General features: G+C 66.9%; 21 protein-coding genes. 10 read left to right on the forward strand and 11 right to left on the reverse strand.

Features of this window, described 5'->3' with window-relative positions; all coding sequences use genetic code 11:
- Nucleotides 1–19: 19 nt before the first annotated feature.
- The 3 genes from IIE29_RS03375 to IIE29_RS03385 are packed head-to-tail and all read right to left on the reverse strand — an operon-like array spanning nt 20 to nt 4,518.
- Nucleotides 20–1,189: a M20 family metallopeptidase gene (locus tag IIE29_RS03375; protein ID WP_209323761.1), complete on the reverse strand. Its 1,170-nt coding sequence runs from the start codon at nt 1,187–1,189 to the stop codon at nt 20–22.
- Between the two features lie 43 nt (nt 1,190–1,232).
- On the reverse strand, nt 1,233–2,936 hold the full coding sequence (locus IIE29_RS03380; protein WP_209323763.1) for an amidohydrolase: 1,704 nt from the start codon (nt 2,934–2,936) through the stop codon (nt 1,233–1,235).
- On the reverse strand, nt 2,929–4,518 hold the full coding sequence (locus tag IIE29_RS03385) for an aminotransferase class I/II-fold pyridoxal phosphate-dependent enzyme (RefSeq protein ID WP_246475659.1): 1,590 nt from the start codon (nt 4,516–4,518) through the stop codon (nt 2,929–2,931). The genes IIE29_RS03380 and IIE29_RS03385 overlap by 8 nt, the downstream gene beginning before the upstream one ends.
- 104 nt (nt 4,519–4,622) lie before the next feature.
- Here IIE29_RS03385 and IIE29_RS03390 point away from each other — a divergent pair, with 104 nt between their 5' ends.
- Nucleotides 4,623–5,543 carry a LysR family transcriptional regulator gene (locus IIE29_RS03390; protein ID WP_209323770.1) on the forward strand — a complete coding sequence of 307 codons (921 nt, stop codon included), beginning with the start codon at nt 4,623–4,625 and terminating at the stop codon, nt 5,541–5,543.
- A 113-nt stretch (nt 5,544–5,656) separates the two neighbouring features.
- The gene (locus tag IIE29_RS03395) at nt 5,657–6,091 is read left to right on the forward strand and encodes a PaaI family thioesterase (protein WP_209323772.1); all 435 of its coding nucleotides are present in this window, start codon (nt 5,657–5,659) and stop codon (nt 6,089–6,091) included.
- Between the two features lie 70 nt (nt 6,092–6,161).
- Here IIE29_RS03395 and IIE29_RS03400 read toward each other — a convergent pair whose 3' ends face one another.
- The gene (locus IIE29_RS03400; RefSeq protein ID WP_209323777.1) at nt 6,162–7,763 is read right to left on the reverse strand and encodes an AMP-binding protein; all 1,602 of its coding nucleotides are present in this window, start codon (nt 7,761–7,763) and stop codon (nt 6,162–6,164) included.
- A 140-nt stretch (nt 7,764–7,903) separates the two neighbouring features.
- Complete coding sequence (locus IIE29_RS03405) at nt 7,904–8,968, reverse strand: GmrSD restriction endonuclease domain-containing protein (RefSeq protein WP_209323778.1); 1,065 nt, start codon at nt 8,966–8,968, stop codon at nt 7,904–7,906.
- A 242-nt stretch (nt 8,969–9,210) separates the two neighbouring features.
- Here IIE29_RS03405 and IIE29_RS03410 point away from each other — a divergent pair, with 242 nt between their 5' ends.
- Complete coding sequence (locus IIE29_RS03410) at nt 9,211–9,825, forward strand: hypothetical protein (protein WP_209323779.1); 615 nt, start codon at nt 9,211–9,213, stop codon at nt 9,823–9,825.
- A 112-nt stretch (nt 9,826–9,937) separates the two neighbouring features.
- Here IIE29_RS03410 and IIE29_RS03415 read toward each other — a convergent pair whose 3' ends face one another.
- Nucleotides 9,938–10,729, reverse strand: a complete 792-nt coding sequence (locus IIE29_RS03415; RefSeq protein ID WP_209323780.1) for a sulfite exporter TauE/SafE family protein — start codon at nt 10,727–10,729, stop codon at nt 9,938–9,940.
- Nucleotides 10,730–10,812: 83 nt separating this feature from the next.
- Between IIE29_RS03415 and IIE29_RS17090 the strand changes: the two genes are divergently transcribed.
- The 4 genes from IIE29_RS17090 to IIE29_RS03435 all read left to right on the forward strand — a co-directional run bounded on the left by IIE29_RS17090 (nt 10,813) and on the right by IIE29_RS03435 (nt 14,888).
- Nucleotides 10,813–11,568: an AraC family transcriptional regulator gene (locus tag IIE29_RS17090; protein ID WP_209323781.1), complete on the forward strand. Its 756-nt coding sequence runs from the start codon at nt 10,813–10,815 to the stop codon at nt 11,566–11,568.
- A gap of 191 nt (nt 11,569–11,759) precedes the next feature.
- Nucleotides 11,760–13,136 carry an MFS transporter gene (locus IIE29_RS03425; RefSeq protein ID WP_209323782.1) on the forward strand — a complete coding sequence of 459 codons (1,377 nt, stop codon included), beginning with the start codon at nt 11,760–11,762 and terminating at the stop codon, nt 13,134–13,136.
- Nucleotides 13,137–13,149: 13 nt separating this feature from the next.
- On the forward strand, nt 13,150–13,824 hold the full coding sequence (locus IIE29_RS03430) for a GntR family transcriptional regulator (protein ID WP_209323783.1): 675 nt from the start codon (nt 13,150–13,152) through the stop codon (nt 13,822–13,824).
- A 53-nt stretch (nt 13,825–13,877) separates the two neighbouring features.
- Nucleotides 13,878–14,888 carry an aldo/keto reductase family protein gene (locus IIE29_RS03435; RefSeq protein ID WP_209323784.1) on the forward strand — a complete coding sequence of 337 codons (1,011 nt, stop codon included), beginning with the start codon at nt 13,878–13,880 and terminating at the stop codon, nt 14,886–14,888.
- A 133-nt stretch (nt 14,889–15,021) separates the two neighbouring features.
- On the opposite strand, the gene IIE29_RS03440 is transcribed toward IIE29_RS03435, so the two are convergent.
- From IIE29_RS03440 to IIE29_RS03450, 3 genes are all read right to left on the reverse strand, one after another.
- Nucleotides 15,022–15,996 carry a LacI family DNA-binding transcriptional regulator gene (locus tag IIE29_RS03440; protein ID WP_209323785.1) on the reverse strand — a complete coding sequence of 325 codons (975 nt, stop codon included), beginning with the start codon at nt 15,994–15,996 and terminating at the stop codon, nt 15,022–15,024.
- Nucleotides 15,997–16,116: 120 nt separating this feature from the next.
- Nucleotides 16,117–17,769 carry a TIGR03767 family metallophosphoesterase gene (locus IIE29_RS03445; protein ID WP_209323786.1) on the reverse strand — a complete coding sequence of 551 codons (1,653 nt, stop codon included), beginning with the start codon at nt 17,767–17,769 and terminating at the stop codon, nt 16,117–16,119.
- On the reverse strand, nt 17,762–19,099 hold the full coding sequence (locus tag IIE29_RS03450; protein WP_209323787.1) for an MFS transporter: 1,338 nt from the start codon (nt 19,097–19,099) through the stop codon (nt 17,762–17,764). Before IIE29_RS03450 ends, IIE29_RS03445 begins: the two co-directional genes overlap by 8 nt.
- A 228-nt stretch (nt 19,100–19,327) precedes the next feature.
- Between IIE29_RS03450 and IIE29_RS03455 the strand changes: the two genes are divergently transcribed.
- Both IIE29_RS03455 and IIE29_RS03460 read left to right on the forward strand, forming a co-directional pair.
- Entirely contained in the window at nt 19,328–19,999 is a 672-nt protein-coding gene (locus IIE29_RS03455) for a histidine phosphatase family protein (RefSeq protein ID WP_246475661.1), read from the forward strand.
- Nucleotides 20,000–20,129: 130 nt separating this feature from the next.
- Nucleotides 20,130–21,581, forward strand: a complete 1,452-nt coding sequence (locus IIE29_RS03460) for an MDR family MFS transporter (protein ID WP_209323788.1) — start codon at nt 20,130–20,132, stop codon at nt 21,579–21,581.
- 60 nt (nt 21,582–21,641) lie between these two features.
- Here IIE29_RS03460 and IIE29_RS03465 read toward each other — a convergent pair whose 3' ends face one another.
- The gene (locus IIE29_RS03465) at nt 21,642–22,193 is read right to left on the reverse strand and encodes a TetR/AcrR family transcriptional regulator (protein WP_209323789.1); all 552 of its coding nucleotides are present in this window, start codon (nt 22,191–22,193) and stop codon (nt 21,642–21,644) included.
- 110 nt (nt 22,194–22,303) lie between these two features.
- Here IIE29_RS03465 and IIE29_RS03470 point away from each other — a divergent pair, with 110 nt between their 5' ends.
- Nucleotides 22,304–22,819 (forward strand): DoxX family protein, encoded by a 516-nt coding sequence (locus tag IIE29_RS03470; protein ID WP_209323790.1) that lies wholly within the window; start codon nt 22,304–22,306, stop codon nt 22,817–22,819.
- Here the strand turns inward: IIE29_RS03470 and IIE29_RS03475 are convergent.
- Complete coding sequence (locus IIE29_RS03475) at nt 22,816–22,962, reverse strand: SRPBCC family protein (protein WP_343071774.1); 147 nt, start codon at nt 22,960–22,962, stop codon at nt 22,816–22,818. The genes IIE29_RS03470 and IIE29_RS03475 overlap by 4 nt on opposite strands.
- Nucleotides 22,963–23,108 lie beyond the last annotated feature (146 nt).

The raw sequence follows: 23,108 nt of genomic DNA on the forward strand, positions 1-23,108 counted from the left end.
GTGAACTCCTTTGTTCGTTTCAGTCCGCCAGCGAATGCTGACGGTCGGCGGAGAAGCTGCGCCGAGCCTCCTCGTCGGTGGCGACATCGATTACCGTCCACGCCATCGACAGCCCGCCTTCGATCGCCGCGCGATCGGCGGGGGCGCTGACGCAGTGTGCGGCGAACTCGGGCTGATGGTTGACTGCCGGTCCGCAGTCGATGTCGATCATGGGGTGGATCGCGGGAACGACGCGCGAGACGTTGGCCATGTCCGTCGATCCGACCGGCGAGGTGTCGTCCTCGTGGTCGAAGACCCGTCCGAGCGCCTCGGCGTTGGCCTTGTAGAGATCGGCGAGGACGTCGTTGTTGTTGAACTCCGAGTACGCCGGAGCGTCGCTGTCGGCCTCGAAGCGGCAACCCGTCGCCGTGGCCGCACCCTCGACGCAGGCGCGGATGCGCTGCTCGAGGCGGTTGAGGGTCTCGAGCTTCGGGGACCGGAAGTTGAAGACGAGTTCGGTCTCGGCGGGGATGACGTTGGCGGCCTCGCCCCCGTGGGAGATGAAGCCGTGGATCTGATCGCCCGGATGCAGCTGCTGCCGCAGCAGGCCGACGGCCACCTGCGTGAGAGTCGCGGCGTCGGCGGCGTTGATGCCTTCATAAGGGGCCGCAGAGGCATGGGCGTTCTTGCCGATGAAGCGGACCCGCAGCTCGCCGATCGCCAGGCAGTGCGTGCGCGACTGCTCCTTGTTCGAGGGATGGACCATCATCGCCAGATCCACGCCGTCGAAGGCTCCTGCCTCGAGGAGGAGGACCTTGCCTCCGCCGTTCTCCTCGGCCGGGGTGCCGAAGACGACGAGGGTGATGCCGAGCTCATCGACCAGCGGCGCCAGCCCGAAGGCCGCGGTCATCCCGGCCGCGGCGATGACGTTGTGCCCGCAGGCATGGCCGATCCCCGGCAGGGCGTCGTATTCGACGCAGATGCCGACGGTGAGCGGACCGTCGCCGAGGGTGGCCTTGAAGGCCGTGGGCATCTCGGCGAGCCCGCGCTCGAGAGCGAACCCCCGCTGCTCGAGCTCAGTGCTCAGCAGCTCGGCTGCTCGGAACTCCTCGAACCCGAGCTCCGGATCGGCATGGATCCGGTGGCTGATCCCGAGGAGAGCCTCCTCGGCGGCCTCGACGTTGCGCTGACACAACTCCTTGATCGACATCGATCTCCTAACTGAATAGTGGTTCAACAACAAAGTACCATCATCAGTGCCCATGTCCCGAGCAGCTGCGGTCGGGATTGAGAGTCTTCGCCGCGATGTCGATGCGGTTGAGTCCCTGTTCGCCCTGGTCGCCGCCGGTGGCACCGGTGTCATGGACGATCTGTCCGCCGACGATGGTGAGGTCGGCCCTCTGCTCGAGCAGAGCGGACGGATCGAGGCCGTAGAGGTCGGCCGACCAGGCGACGAGGTCGGCGTCGGCTCCGGGCCGGATGATGCCGAGGCGGTCCTCGGCATGCCAGGCCCAAGCACCTTCGTGTGTGTAACCGAAGAGGGCCTGGTCGACAGTGATGATCTCATCGGGTGTCCACGAGCTCGTCCCGTCGAGTCCCGCCCGGGTCAGTGCCGAGTAGATGCCGACGAGCGGATCCATCTCCCCGACCTGCCAGTCGCTCGACAGTGCGACATGGGCTCCGCTGTCCATGAGTGACTTCACGCGCCAGGCGCGGTCCCAGCGCTGCTCGCCGACGTTGTCCATCCAGGTGCCTTCGATGAGGTCCGGTGAGGCGTGGCGGGGCTGCATCGCGGCCGTGACGCCGAGATCGGCGAACCGCGGCAGGTCGGCCGGGTCGAGGCATTCGACGTGGACGATCCCGTGACGGCGGTCGCGGGTGCCGTTAGTCGCCTGTGCCGCAGCGATGGCATCGAGGGCGAGCCGGACTCCCCCGTCGCCGGTGGCATGGGTGTGGGTCTGGAAGCCGAGGCGGTCGAGTTCGGTGACGATGCGGCTGAGTTCGCCGACCGGGGCCGAGGGGTGGCCGCGCAGTCCGGGCCGGTTGGCGTAGTCGTCGAGCATCCAGGCCGTGTGCGGTTCGATGACGTCGTCGGCGTAGAGCTTGATCGGCCCGAAGCGCAGGCGGTCGCTGCGCGGGGCCTCGTCGACGGCGGTGCGCAGCTCCTGGCGGAACTCGGGGGCGGAGTCGACGGGATGGAAGAGAGCGGCGATGACGCGGGAGGAGAGCCGGCCTTCGTTCAATGCGCGCTCGAACAGGCCGATCTCGGCCACGGGCACCTGGGGTTCGATGACCGTGGTGATGCCCGAGCGGGTGGCCATGTCGAGGCTGCCGAGGATCTTCTTGTACCGGCGTTCGGGTGAGTACATGGGGATGTCGCGTTGGAGTGCGGCCAGGCCCGCGCTCGTCATCGCCGAGGTGTAGAAGTCGGTGACCCAGCCGGTGGCCCGTCCCGAGGAGTCTCGTTCGGGCCGTCCCCAGGCGATGTCGGCACCGTCGTGGACGCCCAGAACGGTCAGGGCGGCGTCGTTGAGCCATACGGAGTGCTGGTCGTAGGTGGTCACGAAGATCGGCCGGTCGGTCAGTCCCGCGAGGTCATCGGCGTTGGGGCGGCGGTCGTCGACGATGGAGTAGACGGCGTTCTCCGCACACACCCAGTCGAGATCGGGTCGTTCGGCGGCGAGGCGGCTGATGCGCGAGCGCACCTCGGACAGCGTCTCCGCGCCTTCGAGGCTCACGGCGTCGGGGTCGAAGCCGAGCAGCAGGTGATTGTGGCTGTCGATGATGCCCGGGGTGAGGAGATTGCCGCCGAGGCGGCGGGTCTCACGGGCGGCGGGAGCGTCCGCGGCATCGCCGACGTAGGCGATGCGTCCGCCGGCGATGCCGACCGCTTCGGCCCAGGGCCGGTTCGGATCGAAGGTGCGCACACGGGCGTCGGTGAGCAGCAGATCAAGCATGGGGGGACTCCTCCTTCGGCAGCGATGCCGCCTCTCCGAGGACCCGGAAGCTGTCGACGGCCGAGGTCACGGCTCCGCGGACGAAGCCGGACGGGGAGGCGGCGACAGCGGTGAGGAAGTCGACCACCTCGGCGGTGATCTCCTCTCCGGGCATGACGTTGGGGACCCCCGGCGGATAGGCGGCCAGCGAGTCCGCGGAGATCCGGCCCACGGCTTCGGCGGCCGGCACGATCTCTGTGGCAGCGAAGTATCCCTCACGCGGGCGCACCCGCATCCGTCCGGGTACGGGCAACTCGGGGAAGTCCGTCCGCGCGTTTCCTCGCGCGGCCTCGGCCCGGCCCTCGGGTGATTCGACGACTTCGACGAGGGTGGCGAAGACGGCGTCGACGTCGGGGGTCTTGCCGGCGCCGATGACGGCGACGAGCGTGGTGTCGGTCGACATCTCGAAGTACATATCGTGCTCGGTCATCATCCTGTCGCGGACCCAGTGGGCGCTGATTCCGGTGGCGGAGACGTCGATGGGCACGCGCAGCAGATCGGTCGCGGCGATGTCGGGGAATTCGCCGAAACCCTCGCCGACGTCGGCGAAGCGCTCATCGGTCGCCAGCAGCTCACGGAAGCGCAGCGCCGTGTCGATCGAGGCGCCGATCCGATCCTCTCCGGTGGCCAGGGCGCGCCGGGCGATGTCGAGTGAGCCCATGAGCAGCGCCGAGGAGGAGGTCGAGGCCGTCATCGTCATCGCGCGGGCGATGAGGGGTTCGAGGACCTCCGCGAAGGGCCCGTCACCGAGGTGGAGCATCGCCGACTGGGTGAGCGAACCGGCCAGCTTGTGGGTGCTGGAGATGACGAGGTCGGCGCCGAGGCGGGCCGGGGATTCGGGCAGGCTCGGGTGGAAACCGAAGTGCGGGCCCCACGCGCCGTCGACGATGAGCGGCGCCCCGTGAGCGTGGGCGACCTCGGACAGGCCGCGGACATCGGCGACGGAGCCGAAGTAGCTCGGGGAGACGATGTAGACCGCCGAGGCAGGGCGGCCTTCGTCCTCGGCCAGGCCGAGGGCCGCTTCGAGGGAGGCGACGGAGACACCGTGGGCGATGCCGTTGGCGGAATCGACGGAGGGCAGGACGTAGCTGGGGTGGAGGCCGGCGAGCACGACTCCGTCGCTGAAGCTCGAATGGGCGCTGCGCTGGGCGAGCACGTTCTCGCCGAGGCCGGCGACGGCGAGCGCGACGGTGCGGTTGGCCTGGGAGGCGCCGTTGGTGAGGAACCAGGTGCGGCGGGCTCCCCAGGCATCGGCGGCCAGGGCCAGCGAGTCGGCGAACGGGGAGTCGTCCTCGAGGTCGATGCCCTCGAGCAGCATGGGCACGTCGAGGCTGACGGCCTTCTCGCCGATGAAGTCGGTGAGCAGGTCGCTGATGCCGGCGTCCGTGCCGCCGTGGCCGGGGACCATGAGTTTGATCGAATCGCGGGCCGCCAGTGCGCTCAGGGCCGCCGAATACGGAGCCTGGTCCTGGTCGAGACGGTAGCGGTGGTGGTCCCCGAGGCGGTGTTGCGCGCCTGATGTGTCCGTGAGCGATTCCAACATAGGGCTATCGTCACGCATCAGATCCATGGGAGGAATCCCCCAGATCCCTGGTTCGCTCCATAGAGCGTATGGAGCGAAGGGCTGCGACGGCGTAGGATCGGGGCATGCTCGATCTTCGTCAGATGCAGGCCCTGACCGCCGTGGCTCAGACGGGTTCGGTCGCCCGCGCGGCCAAGCAGCTGGGCTGGAGCCAGCCCTCGGTCGACTATCACCTGCGCAACCTCGACAGACTCTGCGGCACCACTCTGGTCGAGCGCTCGACCAGGGGGTCGACGCTGACGGCGGCCGGGGAGATCATGCTCGACCGGGCCCAGCGGATCCTCACCCTGTCACAGCGGGCTCTGCACGATGTGCGCGCGCATGCACAGAGCGGTCTGTCGCGGATGAAGTTCGGCACCTTCCCCACGGCCGCCTCGGCGCTGCTGCCCTCGATCGTCAAGAAGTCGAAGCTCGCCGGGCTGCACATCGACAGCACCCTCGAGGAGATCCATCAGCTCGTCGCTCATGTCAACCAGCACGACTATGATGCCGTGCTGCTCTATTCGGTGCCCGGCTACGACCTGCCCTTCACTGAGACGGTGAGCACGACCGAGGTGTTCCGCGAACCCGTGCACCTGGCACTGCCGGCCTCCCATCCTCTTGCGAGCCGAGAGTCCATCGATGTGGAGACCCTGGTCGGGCTGCAGGACGAGAACTGGCTGCTCGGGTCGACTCGGGACGACCCGATCGACATCATCGTCGTCGATGCCTTCAAGGCCGCAGGTCACCAGCTGGAGGTCGAGTTCCGCACCGACGACTACTCGGTGATGCTCGGCATGATCGCCGCGGAGATGGTCATCGGCGTCGTCCCGCTGCTGGCCTCGATGGGCCATCATCCGGGAGTGGCCCTGCTGCCGATCGAGGATCCGGCCTTCTCCCGCTCGCTCCTGCTGGCCACTCCGCAGAGTCCGGCCGGCTCCGAGCTCGCAGCGAACACGCGCAGGCTCTCGGGCATCATCACCGAGTGCCTGAGCCTCATCGGATAGGGCGTCAGGACCTGATCGGCCCTTCCCCGCCGCCCGCGCATTCGACGAGCTCACGACGCCGATCAGCACCGGTAGGCTGACTCAAGAACATTCAGCCAGACCGAAGGGGCACCATGAGCACACAGGACACTTCGATTGCCGGCGTCTCCATGGAGGGCTCGAGTCGGTTCGTCCACGCCATCGGATTCACTGTCGATGAGGTCACGACCACCTCGGTGCGGGGACATGCCGAACTCGGTGAGGACCACCACACCCCATGGGGCGTCGTCCACGGCGGCGTCTACACCTCCATCGTCGAAAGCGCCGCCAGCATCGGCGGCAGCTTCGCCGTGGCCGAATCCGGGCAGTTCGCCGTCGGCGTCCACAACGCGACCGACTTCCTCCGCCCCAGCACGGGCGCCCGGGTCGACGTCGCAGCGAGCGCCTTGCACCAGGGGCGGACCCAGCAGCTGTGGGAAGTCGTCATCAGCGATTCGGCCACGGGCAAGCAGCTCTCCCGCGGTCAGCTGCGCCTGCAGAACGTCCCCCTGCCCAGCGCCGGGGAGTAGCCGGTAGGCCGGCAGGGCCGGGCAGCACCGACCTCGCCGGCCAGAGCTGCCTGTCCTGGGCCGGCGGGGTCTATCCCTGCGCCCGCTCCCGCAGTGCGTTCTTACGGATCTTCCCGGTCGAGGTCGTCGGGAGGACATCGACGAACTCGACGGCGCTCGGTGCCTTGTAGGACGCGATGCGGGTCTTGACGAACGCGATGAGCCCGGCCTCGTCCACCTCGGCGCCGGATCTGAGCACGACGTAGGCCAGCGGCCGCTGACCCCACTTCTCATCGGGCATGCCCACGACCGCCGCCTCGGCGACGCTGTCATGGGCGACGATCGCCTGTTCGACCTCGATCGTCGAGATGTTCTCGCCTCCGGAGATGACGATGTCCTTGGCCCGGTCGAGGATCTGCACATAGCCGTCCGGGTGCATCACGGCGAGATCACCGGTGTGGAACCAGCCGCCGCGGAAGGCCTCGGCAGTGGCGTCCGGGGCGCCCAGATAGCCCTTCATGACATTGTTGCCGCGCATGACGATCTCGCCCATCGTCGCCCCATCGCGCGGAACATCGTCGAGCACATCATCGTCGCGCAATTCGACCACGCGCATACGGTCAGCGCTGATCATGCCGATCCCCTGCCGCGATTTCAGGGCCGAGCGCTCGTCGACGGGCAGGCCGATCCAGTCGGGCTGCGGTTCGCATGAGGAGTAGGGTCCGTAGGATTCGGTCAGCCCGTACACGTGGATGACCTCGATGCCGAGGTCTTCGAGCAGGGCGATCGTCGTCGGCGAGGGCGGAGCTCCGGCGGTCGTGATCGACAGCGCGCCGCCCATGTCGTGGGCTTCCTTGGCCCCGGCGACGGTGTTGAGCACGACCGGGGCGCCGGCCATGCGGGTGACGTTCTCGTCGTCGATGAGCCGCCAGGCCTCGGTGCCGCGCACGGCCCGGATGCACACGTGCGTACCCGAGACCGCGGTCAGCGCCCAGGTCGTGCACCAGCCGTTGCAGTGGAACATCGGCAGCGTCCACAGGTAGCGGGTGAGCGGGGCGAAGTCCTGGGTGATGACCTCCCCGAGCGAATTGAGGTAGGCGCCGCGGTGGGTGTACATGACGCCCTTCGGCCGGCCGGTGGTGCCCGAGGTGTAGTTGACGGTGATCGTCGCGGTTTCGTCCTCGACTTCCCACACCCGCGGGCTCTCCGGCGCCGAGGCGGCCCAGTCGGCATAGGCTTCGACCCGACCATCCGTCGAGTTCAGCTCGCCCGGTGCTCCGTCTTCGTCCGGGTGGACGACGATGGCTTCGACTCCGCTCGCCGCCCCGGCGTCGACGACCGGCTGCAGAAGTCCGGCATCGCCGAAGAGGAACTTCACCTCGCTGTGGCCGAGGATGTAGTCGACCTCCGGCGGGGCCAGGCGGGTGTTGAGCATGACGAGGACACCACCGGCCAGCGGCACCGCGTAGTGGGCGATGAGCGCCTCGGCGCTGTTGGGCGCGAGCACGACCACGGTGTCACCGTCGGAGAGTCCGCGGCGCTTGAGCCCTTCGGCCAGGCGCTGGACGATGTCGGCCATCTGCCGGTAGGTGAAGCGCCGGGGCCCGTCGATGATCGCCTCACGTTCGGGGTGGGCTTCGAGGGACCTCTCGAGGAAGCGCAGAGGTGTCAGGGCGGTGTCCAGTCCGGACATGGTCGGTCTCCTCATCGTCGGCGACACAGGCTGAGGCCCTGACAGCAGCAGAGCGTCAGAGCAACGGGTCAGCACTCAGATTACCGAGCCGTTGAGATCCAGCACACACCGGGGAGCCTCCGACCGGTCAGTGCTGGCGACTATTCGCAGCCGATCCCGTCTCCGTCACGGTCGAGGTGCCTGCCATATCCCGGATCGCCTTCGCGGACCGGTGCGGCGCCGGCCTCTCGCGCGGCGGCGCAGTTCTTGAAATACGTCGAACCGGAGGAGCGTTCGGACTTCGATTCCGCCGGCTTCTTCGTCTCCTGTTCCGTGGTGACGTTGTCGCCGTCGCCGGGACCGGGCCAGGAGACGTCGTCTGCGAACGCCGGCTGCTCGTCGCAGGAGGAGAGCACACGTTCCATCGCCGATTTCTCCGCCTTGACGACCCACAGCTCGTACTTGTGCTTGATCGCGATCTGACGAGCCACGTACTCGCAGCGGTAGGCCTTGTGCGGCGGCAGCCAGGTCGCGGCGTCTGCGTCGCCCTTCTGCCGGTTGAGGCTCGAGCTCACAGCGAGGAGGTTGAGCGGATCGTTGCCGAATTCCCTGAGGGTCTCCTCGTCGAACTTCGCCGCCCCGGTCTGCCATGCGTTCGAGCGGGCGACGATGTGGTCGATGTCGATGTTGTTCGGGCTCCGGTCGAAGGCGTAGCTCTCGCCCTTGTATTCGTCGTCGAGGGTACCGGCGGTGACGACGCACCCCTTGGTCCCGGCCTTGAGAGTGATGTCGGTCAGATCGCGGCGGAGCACATCGTTGCGGGTGTCGCAGCCGTTGTGGTCGGCATCAGAGCGCCATTTGAACAGGTCCGCATCGTAGCCGGTCTTCGGTGCGCGCCCTTTGACGGCGAGCTCGTCGAGCATCGCCAATGCCGTGCCCGTCGCCGAGCCGCCGGCGCGTCCCACCTCTTCGCTGTCCTCGGTGCCCGTGCCGTCTTCGCCCTCGTCGACGGCCGCCTCGGCGTCTTCGGCCGGACCGGAATCCTGGGTCTCCTGCGGTGTCGGGTCCTCCTCCGTCGACCACGAGACCTCATCTCCCCCGGCGTTCGCATCGCTTCCCTCGGCACATCCGGCCAGAAGGGCGATGGTCAGGAGGCTGACGAGCGCGAGGAGAACGCGAGCGGACAGACGCGTCGAGGCGAGGTCAGAGGGGGAAGAGGATGGCATCGGGTTCCCGTCGTGATGTTCGGAGCCAAGCGGCAGGTGGAGTATGAACACGGTCGTGGATCGAGGTCGGCCCAGTTGCCGACTCCCGATCCACCTGGACGATCTTAAACCCGCAGTGCACCGGCGACGCCGTTCATGCGGACGACGTGATCGATTCGTTACGGCACGCGGTCGTGGCCGCCGGCGGGGTGAAGGGGCATGATGGGAGGGGACGATGACCGGCCTCGGCGAGGGGAGGAACGATGCGCCACGATGAGGAGCGACCACGCTCCAGCCGATTCCTCGCCGCGGCAGCCGTGCCCGGGCACTGGACGCCGGTGCTCGCGGAGATGCGAGCGAACGTGTTCACCCACCTCACCCTCGAGGAGGTGCGCGCCGAGGCGGCTCACGTGCTCATCGTCGCGCCCTCCCCCGACGTCGCCCGAGCGTGCTTCGGCGAACTGCTGGAGAATGCCGACGCTCCTTCGGTCGAGGTCATCGGACTCGAGGAGCTCGTGCCGGCACGGGTCCCCGCGGGGACGTGGGTGTTCCTGCCGCACCGGCGGGACGGATGGACCGAGCTCGAGGAGGCCTCGGAGCGGCTGCGCCGAGCCCTCGTGAAGGAGAACTCCGACCGCGAGGCCGAGAGACTCACGCTCATCGAATTCGGGATCAACATGTGGCTGTGGGCCGAACCGCCCTCGAGCGGCGGCGACCCCGTCTGCCATGCCGGCGAACTCATCAGCTGGGAGAGCGCGTGGGCGCTGGGACCGGCGGATGGCTGCGATCCGGGTGCGGCCGGCGATTCGGCATCCGCTCGCCCGCCGATCTACTTCGGCCTGCCGCCGGTGCTGCGGAAACGGCGCTGGGACGGCTGAGACGGGCCGCGCGTCATCGAGGGGACCACTTCGCGTCGAGAGGACTCCTCACAATCGGTCCCGTCGACGCGAAGTGGTCCCCTCGGCGGGCACGAGCAGGCAATGACCGGCGTCATGCCACCGCGACGACGACCCCGGCGGTGATGAGCAGGATGAAATAGCCCCAGGCATGGAGGAGCTCCGGAATCTTCGGCACCCTCCGGCGCAGGAAGACGATGATCGGCAGCCCTCCGATGAGCAGTGCAACAGCCGAGAACAGGTCGAGGGCCCCGACGATGCCCGGCGCCTCGATCGAGGCCGGTGCCAGAATCGTCACGAGCACGGCCGGAGACATGATCACCAAGGTCAGCGGGTTGGCCAGGGTTGTGGCCACGGTCATCGTCGCCCCGGACCGGCGCATCATCGGCACCGTCATCACCGAGCCGCCGACGCCGAGGAACGATGCCAGGCCGCCGATCGGAATCCCCCATACCGCGGAGATCCCTCGCCCGCCTTCGCTGGTGGCCTCGATGACCGCTGCGCGGCGGCGGAAGAACCCCGGCCGCATCAGAAGATCGACGGCGGTGGCCGCGATATAGGCGACGAACCCCCATTGCAGCAGCGCTTCCGGGGCGAACCTGCCGCCGAAGGCCCCGAGCGCCCCGCCGAGGCCCAGCAGCCCCAGCAGCCACCACCGTCCCTTGAGGTGGGCAAGAGTGGATCGCTTCGTCGACACGGTCGCGACGACGGCATTGACGAGCATCACCAGCGCCGAGGTGGCCGCCGCCACCCGCGCCGTGTCGCCGCCGAGGTCCGCATCGACGAGTGTGATGATCGGGACCGTGACGAAGCCGCCGCCGAACCCGAAGAGCACCGTCGTCAGACCGACGAGGCAGCCGATGAGGATGAGTCCGAGAAATTCCACTCGTCCATTCCAACCCACCGTCGCCAGGCCGGCAATCGACAGTCTGTCGTGTTCTTGCGAGACTTCGCCACTATGATCGAGCCGTGCGCACTCCTGCGATCGATGACGTCGACTCCCACCCATGGCAGGTGCTGCCGGTCGGGACCCGGTATCCGCCTGACACCGTGCTGCCCTATCACCGGCACCGTCGGGCGCAGCTGCTCTACGGTTCGACGGGCGTCATGCTCGTCGAGACCCAGGAGGGCTCGTGGACCGTTCCCACCCACCAGGCCGTGCTCATCCCCGCCGGGACCGACCACCTCGTGCGGTTCCTCGACGTCACGACATGGAGCCTCTACATCGAACCGACCAGTGTTCCCTGGTGGCCGGACAGATGCACGGTCATCACGGTCACGCCCCTGCTGCGCGAGCTGCTGCGTTCGGCCGACTCCTTCGAACTCACCGAGTCGATGTCATCCCACCAGCACCACGTCTTCGCCCTCGCCCTGCTCGAACTCCAGCGTGCCTCGGCGGTGCCGCTTGAGGTCCCCCTCCCCCGCGATCCCGCTCTGCGCCAGGCCTGCACGGACTATCTCGAGCACCCGAGCCTGAGGCTGAGCAACCGGGACTGGGCACAGGAGCTGCGGATGAGCGAACGCAGCCTCGATCGCGCTTTCAGGACGCAGATCGGAATGAGCCCGGCGGCATGGCGGACGCGAGCACGAGTGCTGGTGAGTCTGCGCCTGCTGCGCACCCATTCGATCACCCAGGTCTCCGAACGCTTGGGGTACTCCTCACCGGCGGCGTTCTCGGCCGCATTCTCCCGCGAGATCGGCCGCGCCCCGTCCACTTTCCAATAGTCCCGGCCCACCTTCCGACACTCAGGCCGTTGTGGACCGTCGACGACCCCCTGTCCTCGGTGAAGCCTTCCGTTCCATCTTGTATCCAAGATGCATGCAAGATAGGTTGGGCTGGTGCACGCCCAGCCCGACGCCGTGCGTGCCCGGCACCACCCGAACACTCCAACCCCGAGAACGAAGACGAGGCATCGATGACGAGCCGTGCTCGCGAACAGGCGAAGCTGATCACCGCCCAACTCCTTTCGGGAGCCGGAATCGCCTCGGGCTATGCCGTCGGCGGACTGCTGGCCGAGGAGATCTCCGGGCAGACCTCGATGGCCGGTTTCGCGCAGATGAGCGTCATCCTCGGTGCCGGACTCATCGCCTATCCCCTTGCCGTCCTCGCCGGTCGGTCCGGCCGCCGCACGGCCCTGACCTTGGGCTTCGGCATCGGCACGCTCGGTGCCGTCGTCGTCCTCATCGGCGTCGCACTCCAGTTCCTTCCGCTGTTCATGCTCGGCATGATGATGTGCGGATCATCGACCGCCTCGGGCCTGCAGGCACGCTACGCCGCCGTCGATCTCGCCGATCCCGCAGCGGCGGGCCGGGCGATGTCGCTGGTCGTGTGGGCGACGACCATCGGATCGGTGATGGGCCCGAGCTTCACAGCGCCCGGGGCCCACCTCGGCCAGTCGTTGGGGATGAACGGTCTGGCCGGCCCCTACCTCATCTCGATGGTCGCCTTCGCCCTGGCCACTCTGTCGGCCTCGACGCTGACGAAATCGGTCACCGCGGGAACCGCTCACCCCGGCCACGAGGACGACGATGCGGACGGCACGGCCTCCTCGGCGAACGGTTCCGCGTCCACCGCCACCGAGGCGACTGCGACCACCGCCGACGCCGCCCGCGCGCCGATGAAACTCGGCGAAGCGCTGCGCTTCGCCGTGGGCCGACCGGTGCCGCTGTTCGCGATGATCACGATCATCGCCGGTCAGATGATGATGACCAATGTCATGGTCATGACCCCGGTGCACATGGACCACCAGGCATTCAGCCTCGGGGCGATCGGCATCGTCGTGAGCATCCACATCGCCGGCATGTATGCCCTCTCCCCCGTCTTCGGCTGGATGGCCGACAAATGGGGGCCGGGCCTCGTCATCGCCGGCGGCGCGGGCATCTTCACCTTCACCATCGTCCTCGGCGTCATCGATGCGGTAGCCCCGGAGTCATCGATGATCCTGCTCAGCATCGCCCTGTCCCTGCTCGGAGTGGGCTGGTCGATGTTCCTCATCGGCGGCTCGGCTCTGCTGACCGCCTCGGTGCCGGCCCATGCGAAGGTGCCGCTGCAGGGCGCCTCGGATTCGGCGATGAACCTCGGCGGGGCGGTCATGGCCGCCATGGCCGGCTCCGTCCTCGGTGCCGGCGGCTTTCTCTGGATCAATCTCATGGCCACATTCGTCCTGGTCATCGCCGTCGGCTTCTCCATCCGCGCCGTCCCGCACATGCGCTGGCCGGGCCGAGGCGCTGCAGCGGCCGCCGAGCCGACGGAGCAGGAGACGGCGGCCGAGCGCTCCCGGGCCGGGGAATGAGCGGAGGACACTGATGAGTGCGAAGAAGGAGACGCTGAGCGCGGCCGAACGTGCCTATCGGGTGATCCGCAGCCAGATCCTCAACGGCGTCCATGCTCCGGGGACGATGCTCGGCGAGGCGGCCCTGGCCGCGGAGATCGAAGTCAGCCGCACCCCGGTGCGCGTGGCCCTGGCCAGACTGCAGGACGAGGGTTGGATCCTCATCTACCCCAAGCGCGGGGCCATCGTCCAGGGCGTCGATGCGCGCACGATCGCCGAACTCGCCGACGCACGGTACGTCCTCGAGACGACCGCGGTCGACCGTGCCCCGGACGCCCTCCGGCAGCGTCTGGCCGATCGCCTCGAGGAGTCCATCGTCGAGCAGCGTGCCGCCTTCGCCGAGGAGGACATCGCCCGGTTCATCGACCTCACGCTCGCCTTCCACCGCGGCTTCGTCGAAGCCGGGGACAACCGAGTGATGCTCGAGATGTACTCGCAGCTGTCCGATCGTCACCGCTTCACCCTGTTCATGGCCAGGAGCCACCTGCTCGCACGCTGCGAGGAGATCATCGTCGAACACGAGGCGCTGACTCGCCATCTGCGCTCGGGAGATGCCGAGTCCTTCGCCCGGACTCTGCGCGGCCACATCTCCGAAAACGCCGCCCCGTCGACCCCGGGCCGCGACTCCGGCGGGTTGCTCGAGGACTGAGGCCGGTGTTCAGAGGGGTTTCATGAGGCTGTGGGCCGTCGTAGGCTGAAGCCATGGAGCACAGATATCTGGGAAACAGCGGACTCAAGATCTCCGAGATCACCTACGGCAACTGGCTCACCCACGGCTCGCAGGTGGAGAACGAGACGGCGACGAAGTGCGTGCATGCCGCCCTCGACGCCGGCATCTCCACCTTCGACACCGCCGACGTCTATGCGAACACGGTGGCCGAGCAGGTCCTCGGCGATGCGCTGGCCGGACAGCGGCGCGAATCGCTGGAGATCTTCACCAAGGTCTACTTCCCGACCGGACCGCAGGGCCACAACGACACCGGCCTGTCGCGCAAGCACATGATGGAGTCGATCGACGGGTCCCTGCGTCGGCTCGGCACCGACTACGTCGACCTCTATCAGGCTCACCGCTATGACTACGAGACGCCGCTGGAAGAGACCATGCAGGCCTTCGCCGATATCGTGCGTGCCGGCAAGGCTCTCTACATCGGCGTGAGCGAATGGAACGCCGATCAGCTGCGAGCCGCCCATCACATGGCTCGCGACCTCGGCATCCAGCTCGTATCGAATCAGCCGCAGTACAACATGCTCTGGCGCGTCATCGAGGAACGGGTGATCCCGACCTCGCAGGAACTGGGCATCTCCCAGGTCGTATGGTCCCCGATCGCCCAGGGTGTGCTCACCGGCAAGTACAAGCCGGGTCAGGCCTTCCCCGAGGGATCGCGCGCCACCGATGAGAAGGGCGGCGGCGCGGACATGATCAAGAGCCGGTACCTCAACGACGACACCCTGAACACGGTGGCCGGGCTCGAGCCGATCGCCTCCGATCTGGGCCTGACCATGGCGCAGCTCGCGATCGCCTGGGTGCTGGCGAACGACAATGTCGCCACCGCACTGGTCGGAGCCTCCCGCCCCGAGCAGATCGAATCGAACGTCGGCGCCGCCGGGGTCAAGCTCGACGCCGAGGTGCTCGCGCGCATCGACGCCGTCCTCGGCGACCTTCCGGAGACCGATCCGACGAAGACGCAGTCACCGCCCACGCGGCTGACCTGAAGCCGCGGCTCGCGCGGGGCTCGCGGCGTCATCGATGTCTCCTGCGGGTGGATCCACTTCGAAATGCCGGCCCGGATCGGGCCGGATGTGCCCGCAGGAGACAACCGTGACCCCACGCTCGGGGCCGATGATCTCAGGCCCGCCGAGGAGGCCCCGTCGATCCGCGGACGACGAGCGTCACGGGTTCGCGGTGGTTGCCCAAGGTCGAGTCGGTGAGTCGGAGGTATGTCTGCCGACCCATTTCGCGCAGATCCGCTTTGATCGTCGTCAGCCCCGGCTGGAGCAGGGCCGACGTCGACAAGTCGTCATGACCGACCACGGAGACATCGGTTCCGACGGACAACCCCTGCTGTCTGACCGCATGGTAGACGTAGGCGGCGGTGTGGTCCGAGTTCGTGATGATGGCGGTGGGCCGTTGACCCGGCGCAGCGGCGAGCACGTCTCTCAAGTGGTCGGTCAGCCCGTCACCGCGGAGAGAGGCATGAATCGGCATCGGATCCAGGCCCCGGACCGAACACAGACGCAGGTACTCATCGAAGCGATCGCGATCGGGCATGAGATCGGCCGGTGCCGACAGCAGGGCGATGCGACGGTGTCCCAGGTTCTGGAGATGGTCGAAGGCCAGACGCACCGCGGAGACGTCGTCCGGAGTGATGTGGGGAACCTCCGGTGCGGCGGCCAGGGTGGCATTGACGATGACCAGGGGCGTGTCCGGCTGGAGCCTCTGCCAGAGCTTCACCGCGGCGGCGTCGCCGACCGGCACGATCGCCAGCCCGGCAGGTCTCCGGGACGCCAGCGATCGGACATGTGCGTCCTCCCGTGCCGGATCGAACTGCGTATCAGTGGCGAGAATGGAGACGCCGTCCGGTTCGGCGTTCTCCTGCATCCCCATGAGCAGCTCGTTGAAGAACGGATTCGCGACATTGCGGACGACCAGCCCCATCGTCATCGCTTTGCCGGTGCGCAGTTCGCGTGCTCGCGGATCGGGCTGATAGCCGAGTTCCGCTGCCACTTCGAGGACGTGTGATCTCGTCGATTCGGACACCCCGGGACGTTCGTTGAACACGAAGCTGACGAGAGACGGCGAGACTCCTGCGGCATCAGCCACCGTCCGCACTGTGGGCCGTCGCCCCGCGCGTGCTCCAGAGCGCCCTGATGCCACTCCATCCTCCTCGTCTCGACGGTTCATCTTCTCATCACCGCGGAGCAGGCGGAAAGCACTCTCGCCTCATCGCGATTCCCGAGCCAAGGACCTCAGCAGCTCGGGCGACACCGGGACAAGGAGATCCTGGTTGCGGTCGTTCGGCGAGCCCTGCGCGTGGAGACCGCCGACGGAGCCGGGATCGTTTGCGCCGATCTCCCGATGCAACGACGCCAGATCGACCAGATCGAGAGAGCCGTCCGGCGCGGCCGGAACCTGCGAATCCACCATCGTGGTCCGCACCCTGATCGCCTCGGCGCCGGCGAAGATCTCGATGCCTCGGAACTGCACCGGCCATTCTGCGATGGACGCAGTCGACACTTCCCAGAATCCGCCGCTCGCTCCCGGACGCGGAGTGATCTTGTTGATGTGAGTGTGGCCCGAGAGCCACAGCGCAACATTGCCGAACCGATGGAGCAGCTCCTCGACGTCGGCGGCGAGGTGACGCTTTCCGTTCTCCTCACCGTCAGGCGACGTTTCGCCACCGAAGTCATTCGTCATCGTCGACAGGCCGTGGTGGGAGGCGATGACGACGATGCGATCCTCACCGTTCGCCTGCACAGTGCTCCCATCGACCGCGCGATAGCGGCTGTGCACTTCGGTCAGTCTCTCTTCCAGCCAGGCGAATTGAGCATCGTCGACACAGCCGTCGACGTGACCGGCGATATTGGTGGTGTCCAAGACGATCATCCTGATCCCGGGAAGCCCGTCGTAGACATAGTAGGCATGCCCTGTGGCGAGGTTGTCCGCGGTGAAGCCGTGGCCGCTCGGCGTCCCGGGAGCGGCGAGGTGCTGTTCGATGTACTCCCGCTTCGAGACCATTCGGCGGTCGTCCCGCGCTTCTATCTCGTCAGCGCGGCCAGTCGACACCCATGTGGGGTCCTCGACATAGGCGGAGAGCTTGTCACCGCTCGGAGCGTCTGCGGGACGGTCGACCGGTTTGGACGGACCGGTGAGGATCTCGTCGTAGCCCTCCGGTCGTGCGGCACGTCCCTGCACGAGGCAGTCGTGATTGCCGAAGCAGCTCAGCCAGGGAACCTTCAGGCCGACGGCGTCGAACGGCTGCGCCGAGGCGGCGACTGCGCCGGGATACGTGGGCAGACCGAGGCTTGACTTCCAGACGTCCTCCGACCACGGCTCCGGATTGTAGTAATGGTCGTCGCCCAGGCCCACGGGGGCATCGGAGAATCCCCGGGTGCCGACGGCGGGTTCGATCCGCCCGCCCTCGAGACAGCTGAGGAACGTGGTGAGTTCATTGTGCTGTGCCGAGTCAGTGTTATCGCCGGTTGTGAGCGCGAGAGCCCACCTCTCGGGATCCTCCGCGGCGAAGGCATTCATGCTGCGCACGATGAGTTCGATCGCCTGGGCCAACATGAATTCCTGTGGGCGATACGCGGGCAGCATCCGCTCCCAGTCCTTCTCCCCGACGAGCCGCTGGAGGAACTCCACTCTGCTCGGAGAGGCGAGATCTGCGATCTGGAAGTCGGTGAAATGGATGAGTCCGGCCATCGACCTCTCATCGGCTCTCGATTCTCCGACCGAGCCCTCCGGCATCAGGTCTCGGCGCTCGTGGTGAGGCTCGCCCGGGCCGCGGTGCAGCCGACGGTACGGTCGCTCTTCGCCGGGGACCAGCGTCGATTCGACCGAGGTCACCACTGGGAGACTGTTCTGCTCAGACACGGGCGGCCTCCTCGAGGTTGATTTCTTCCAGGCTGCGGTTCTTCGTCTCCGGAGCCATGAACACGCAGATCAGCAGACCGGCCGCGCCGACGGCGGCGAATACCCAGAGCGCCGCGTTGTTCCCCCACGCAGCTACAAGGTTCGGAAACGCCAGCACGCCCAGAATCGATCCGATGCGACTCACCGAGGTCGCCAGGCCCGATCCCGTCGCCCGCAGAGATGTCGGGAAGAGCTCGGTCGGGTAGACGAAGTTGAGGATGCCGCCGCCGGAGTTCGCGAACAGGACGGCGATGCTGAACAGAACGACGAGGAAGCCGAAGCTCGGCCCAACAACGCATGCCAGCACGATGAGGGCGGCTGTGAGACCGGCGAACGATGTGATGATGAGCGGACGCCGTCCCCAGGAGTCGACGAGGTTCATGCCGATGACGGAACCGGCCAGCCCGAGGAGCGCGATGACTCCGGACCCGATGATCACACTGACGTGGGAGCCGCTGGTGAACGGCTCCAGAATGGTCGGTGTGTACATCGAGATTCCGTAGTAGGCGGTGGCGTAGCAGAACCAGAACCCGCAGACGAAAAGGGTGCGTCGGCGCTGAATGCCGACGAAGAGCTTCGCGGACTCTCCCGGCTTGGGCTGGTCGTCGACCGCGATCTCCGCCTGGGTCGGGCGCACGCCGGTGACCTTTTCGACGACGTTCTTGGCGTCTTCGACTCGCCCGTGCGCGAGGAGCCAGCGCGGCGATTCGGGGAGCTGCACGCGGAAGATGAAGACGACGAGCGCGAAGACCGCTCCCACCAGCAGCAGCGCGCGCCAGGCGAAGTCTCCCAGCGGCAGCACTGCGAGTCCGACGAGATAGGCGACGACAGCACCGACGAACCACATTGCGCCGAGGGAAGTGGAGAGCTTCCCTCGCCCTTTCTTGGAGGCGAATTCGGAGACGATGGTCGCGGAGATCGGATAGTCGGCTCCGATCCCGACGCCGAGCAGGAACCGGAAGATGATGAGCTGCCAGACGTCCTGGGAGAACGCGGTCAGCGCCGCGAAGATGACGAAGGCGAGCAGGTCGATGACGTACATCGCCTTGCGTCCGAACCGGTCGGTGAGATTGCCGAGCACGGCAGCGCCGATGAATGAGCCGATGATCGCCGAGCTGGTGATCAGCGACTTCTCCCAGGCACCGACGTCCCATTCATTGGCGATCATGGGGAGAGCGACTGCGATGACGGTCAGGTCGAATCCGTCGAGAAAGGTTCCGCCTGCAGAAAGGAGAGTCACCTTCCGTTGGAATCGTTTGGTCTTGGGGCTGTCGAAGCCGTCGAAATTCATGTCCTGCCACCTCGTCGTCTCTGAGCGCGCTTCGGGACGCACAACGTCCCGAAAACCAGGCTGTTAAATCGATTTAAACGCTACACTGGCGAAAGCGAGCCGCACAAGCGGTCGCGGGGCGAGATCCACGGGCTGCACGAGAATTCATCCCCACGCCATACTCACGCAAGAGACGGCCGAGCACCGAACCGTCGAAAGCAGAACCGACACGTCAGGAGCTGATCAGCATTGTCGAATGGACAGAACGGCGCCTCAAGGCTCTGGGCGCTGCGACACGGCGAGAGTCGTGCCAATCAGGAGGGCATCATCGTCAGCCGTCCGGGTACCGAGGCGTTCGTCTGGGCGAAGCTGACCGAGCTGGGCCGAGAACAGGCCGCCGCCAGCGCGCGAGCGAATCCGATTGCGGTCGATGCACTCGTCGTCACGAGCGACTTCGCACGCGCACGGGAGACCGCTGAGATCGCCGCAGAGATCTGGGGCACGGGCGAGCCCCGCGTCGACACCCGCCTGCGAGAGCGGGACTTCGGATCGCTCGAAGGAGGCTCCTCCGCTCTTTACGACGGGGTATGGGCCGCGGATACGCATGGCGGCCCCCTTCCGTCCGGGGTCGAGACGCCGGCCGAGGTCGCGCTCCGCACACGCAGCCTGGTGGAAGAGCTGCTGCGCGCGAATGCGCCCTCGGACATCGTCCTCGTGGCACATGGGGATGTCCTGCAGATCACCGAGGCATGGCTGAACGGAATGGCTGCGACCGCGCACCGCGCCCTCCCCCATCTGCGCAACGCAGAGCTCCGCCTTCTTCCTTCGAAACCCGCCCGCGTGCCGACGCCCTCCACTGAGGCATCGACGTTGACGAAATCACACCAACCCGGGGCCGCCTCGGCGGGGGCCGTGCGTTAGACTGCATGAGACAGTTATATAACTTGGGAATTGAAATTCTGTGCGCAATGAGGGGCCGGATCAGCGGATCGGTGTGAAGCCGTCGCCGCTGGCCTGAGAGACGATACGCAGCGAATGAACGGGCGAGGGGATGCCATTGACGAACGGAGACAGCAGCCAGCAGAACGCAGCAGAGGGCGCCCCGATCAACCGGAACATCGTCCTCGCCGTCCTCGTCTCCGGCGCGTTCGTCATCATCCTCAATCAGACCCTGCTCAACACCGCCCTGCCGGCGTTCATGCACTACTTCGAGATCACCGCCGGCGCCGCTCAGTGGGTGACGACGAGCTTCATGCTCGTCAACGGCATCATGATCCCGGTCACCGCGTTCCTCATCCAGAAGTTCACCACGCGCGGCCTGTTCTTCACTGCCATGGGGCTGTTCATCGTCGGCACGCTCATCTGCGCGATCGCTCCGGTCTATCCGGTGATGCTCATCGGACGCGTCATCCAGGCCTCGGCCGGCGGCATCATCATGCCGCTGATGCAGACGATCCTGTTCGCGATCTTCCCGGTGGATAAGCGCGGCTCGGCCATGGGCACATTCGGCCTCGTCATCGCCTTCGCCCCGGCCATCGGCCCCAGCCTCTCGGGCTGGATCGTCGACCACCTGCCCTGGCAGACCCTGTTCTACATGATGCTGCCGATTGCGATCATCGACCTCGTCATCGCCTATTTCATGCTCAAGAACGTCACCGAGAGAACCTTCCCGCGCCTGGACGTCCTCTCGATCATCCTCTCCACACTCGGCTTCGGCGGCCTGCTCTTCGGCTTCGGCACCGCCGGTGACGCCGGATGGGTCAGCGGCGAGGTGCTCGTCCCCCTGGTCATCGGAGCCATCGCACTGACGCTCTTCATCCTCCGCCAGTTCAAGCTCGAGCAGCCGATCCTCGAGTTCCGCATCCTGCGCTATCGCATGTTCACCCTCAACACCCTGCTCGGCATGTGCGTGTTCATCGTCATGGTCGGCGGCATGATGGTCCTGCCGCTGTACATGCAGAACATGAACACGTTCTCGGCCATGGAATCTGGCCTGGCCCTGCTGCCGGGCGCAGTCGTGATGGGACTGATGTCACCGGTGACCGGTCGCGTCTTCGATGCGATCGGCGCGAGGTGGCTGGCCGTGCCCGGCTTCGCTCTGCTCACGGGCACGACGTTCATGTTCGCCCGCCTGGAGCCCGACACCTCGTTCCTCTACCTCGCGATCGTCAACACCGTACGGATGTTCGGCGTGGCCATGGTGATGATGCCGGTGACCACGGCGGCACTGAACCAGCTGCCCTCGCATCTCATCCCGCACGGCACCGCGCTCAACAACACCATGCGCCAGATCGCCGCTTCGGTCGGCACAGCTGCCCTGGTGACGATCATGGCCTCCGCGGCGCGCGATCCCGAGACCTACGGTGCAGCCGGTCCCATCCACGGAGCGAATGTCGCGTTCTTCGTCGCCGCCAGCGTCGGGATCCTCGGCATCATCGGAGCATTCTTCAGCCGCAACTCCCATGGCCTCGAGCCGGGGCAGAAGAAGTCGACGGGTCGCTGACTCCTCGGATGCAGACCGGCGGCTGAGCCGAGGGCCCAAACAGATCACCGATCCGCGGACTCAGGTTCGTCCGTCTGCCTCCGACACCAGATGGGCCGCCACGGCGCGAGCCTGCCTGAGCGCATCGTCGGGCTCGATCGCCCCGCTGAGTACGAGGGTGGCATAGCCATGGACGAGCGACCAGGAGGCTACTCCGAAGTCGGCATCCGGTCCCGACCGGACCTCATCGACCCCGACCGAGAGCGCGCCCCACGCTCGCTGCCGAGCGGCCACGAGCTCCGGATCATCGTCGTGGAGCAGCCGCGGCTGGAACATGACCGTGAAATGCGAGGGACACCTCAGCGCGAACTCCACATAGGCGACCCCTCGCGCCACGTGCCCCTGGCCGTCGCCGGCATCGGCCATCGCCTCGGCCAAGAGGTCGAACCCCTCTGCCGCGAGTGCGGTGAGCAGCCCGGCCTTGTCGCCGAAATGATAGGTCGGCGCCGCATTCGAGACACCGGCACGCTTCGCAAGGGCACGCATGCTCAGCCTCGCCACGCCGTCCTCGGCGATCGCCGAGGCGGTCTGCGCCAGCAGCGCCCGCCGCAGATCCCCATGATGATACGTCACACTCCGATCCTACCCGAGCAAACTTTTCATTGACAAGATACTCTCGAGATGCCAATCTTGTCAGTGACAAGCTTTTGTCATCCGTTTCAGCACTGCTCCGGGAGGACTTCGTGGCACCGCTGCTGTTCCTGCTGCTGACCACCGCACTCGTCCGCGCCATCGGGCATCTGGCCCGGCCAGGACTCAAGCCCTGGCCGGTGGCGATCCGGTGGGGTCTGGCAGTGATGTTCACCGTCACGGGCATCTCTCACTTCGTGGGCATGCGCGAGTCTCTCATCGCCATGGTCCCTCCCTGGCTTCCGGCCGCTGCGGCACTCGTGACAATCACCGGGATCCTCGAGGTCCTCGGCGCCGCAGGGCTCCTCCTTCGTCCGACGCGCATCTGGGCAGCGATCGGACTGGGCCTGATGCTCCTTCTCATGTTTCCGGCGAATGTGCATCTGGCCCTCAGCGCAGAGGATCCGCCCTGGGACGACACGCTCCTCCCGCGCACCGTCCTGCAGCTGATCTTCCTCGCCGCCGTCGCCGCAGTGCTCGTCCCTGAGCTGCGCGGACTCCGGGCCCGGAGTCCCCGAGGCGCGCGAACTCCACCTCCGGCAGAAAAGGCGCACAATCGCGAGGACTAACTGTAGTAGCCCTCGCGGAGGTTGATCCCGTGTTCGATCCAGACCTTGAGCGCCGACAGCATCCCGGTCCAGCCCATGCAGTTGCCGAATGCCCCCTGCGCTCCGCCTTCGGTGAGCTTCCACGACCTCTCCGTGATCTCCACCAGAGTCCTGGCCAGCCTTTCCCGCTCTCGATCGCACCACCGTTCTGCAGCATATTCGAGTGCTCGAGCGGGCGGAGCTGCTCACCGGCCGCAGAGTCGGGCGAGCCCGACGGCTGGCGTTGGCTCCCCTGCCGATCAGATCGCTG

Origin of the sequence: Brevibacterium renqingii (assembly GCF_017808095.1) — a bacterium.
In the GTDB taxonomy this organism is placed as follows: domain Bacteria; phylum Actinomycetota; class Actinomycetes; order Actinomycetales; family Brevibacteriaceae; genus Brevibacterium; species Brevibacterium renqingii.

Excerpts from the sequence above, each read along its gene's own strand:
- IIE29_RS03375 (WP_209323761.1), bottom strand. The coding sequence starts at position 1,189 with ATGTCGATCAAGGAGTTGTGTCAGCGCAACGTCGAGGCCGCCGAGGAG.
- IIE29_RS03380 (WP_209323763.1), bottom strand. The coding sequence starts at position 2,936 with ATGCTTGATCTGCTGCTCACCGACGCCCGTGTGCGCACCTTCGATCCG.
- IIE29_RS03385 (WP_246475659.1), bottom strand. The coding sequence starts at position 4,518 with ATGTTGGAATCGCTCACGGACACATCAGGCGCGCAACACCGCCTCGGG.
- IIE29_RS03390 (WP_209323770.1), top strand. The coding sequence starts at position 4,623 with ATGCTCGATCTTCGTCAGATGCAGGCCCTGACCGCCGTGGCTCAGACG.
- IIE29_RS03395 (WP_209323772.1), top strand. The coding sequence starts at position 5,657 with ATGAGCACACAGGACACTTCGATTGCCGGCGTCTCCATGGAGGGCTCG.
- IIE29_RS03400 (WP_209323777.1), bottom strand. The coding sequence starts at position 7,763 with ATGTCCGGACTGGACACCGCCCTGACACCTCTGCGCTTCCTCGAGAGG.
- IIE29_RS03405 (WP_209323778.1), bottom strand. The coding sequence starts at position 8,968 with ATGCCATCCTCTTCCCCCTCTGACCTCGCCTCGACGCGTCTGTCCGCT.
- IIE29_RS03410 (WP_209323779.1), top strand. The coding sequence starts at position 9,211 with ATGCGCCACGATGAGGAGCGACCACGCTCCAGCCGATTCCTCGCCGCG.
- IIE29_RS03425 (WP_209323782.1), top strand. The coding sequence starts at position 11,760 with ATGACGAGCCGTGCTCGCGAACAGGCGAAGCTGATCACCGCCCAACTC.
- IIE29_RS03430 (WP_209323783.1), top strand. The coding sequence starts at position 13,150 with ATGAGTGCGAAGAAGGAGACGCTGAGCGCGGCCGAACGTGCCTATCGG.
- IIE29_RS03435 (WP_209323784.1), top strand. The coding sequence starts at position 13,878 with ATGGAGCACAGATATCTGGGAAACAGCGGACTCAAGATCTCCGAGATC.
- IIE29_RS03450 (WP_209323787.1), bottom strand. The coding sequence starts at position 19,099 with ATGAATTTCGACGGCTTCGACAGCCCCAAGACCAAACGATTCCAACGG.
- IIE29_RS03460 (WP_209323788.1), top strand. The coding sequence starts at position 20,130 with ATGCCATTGACGAACGGAGACAGCAGCCAGCAGAACGCAGCAGAGGGC.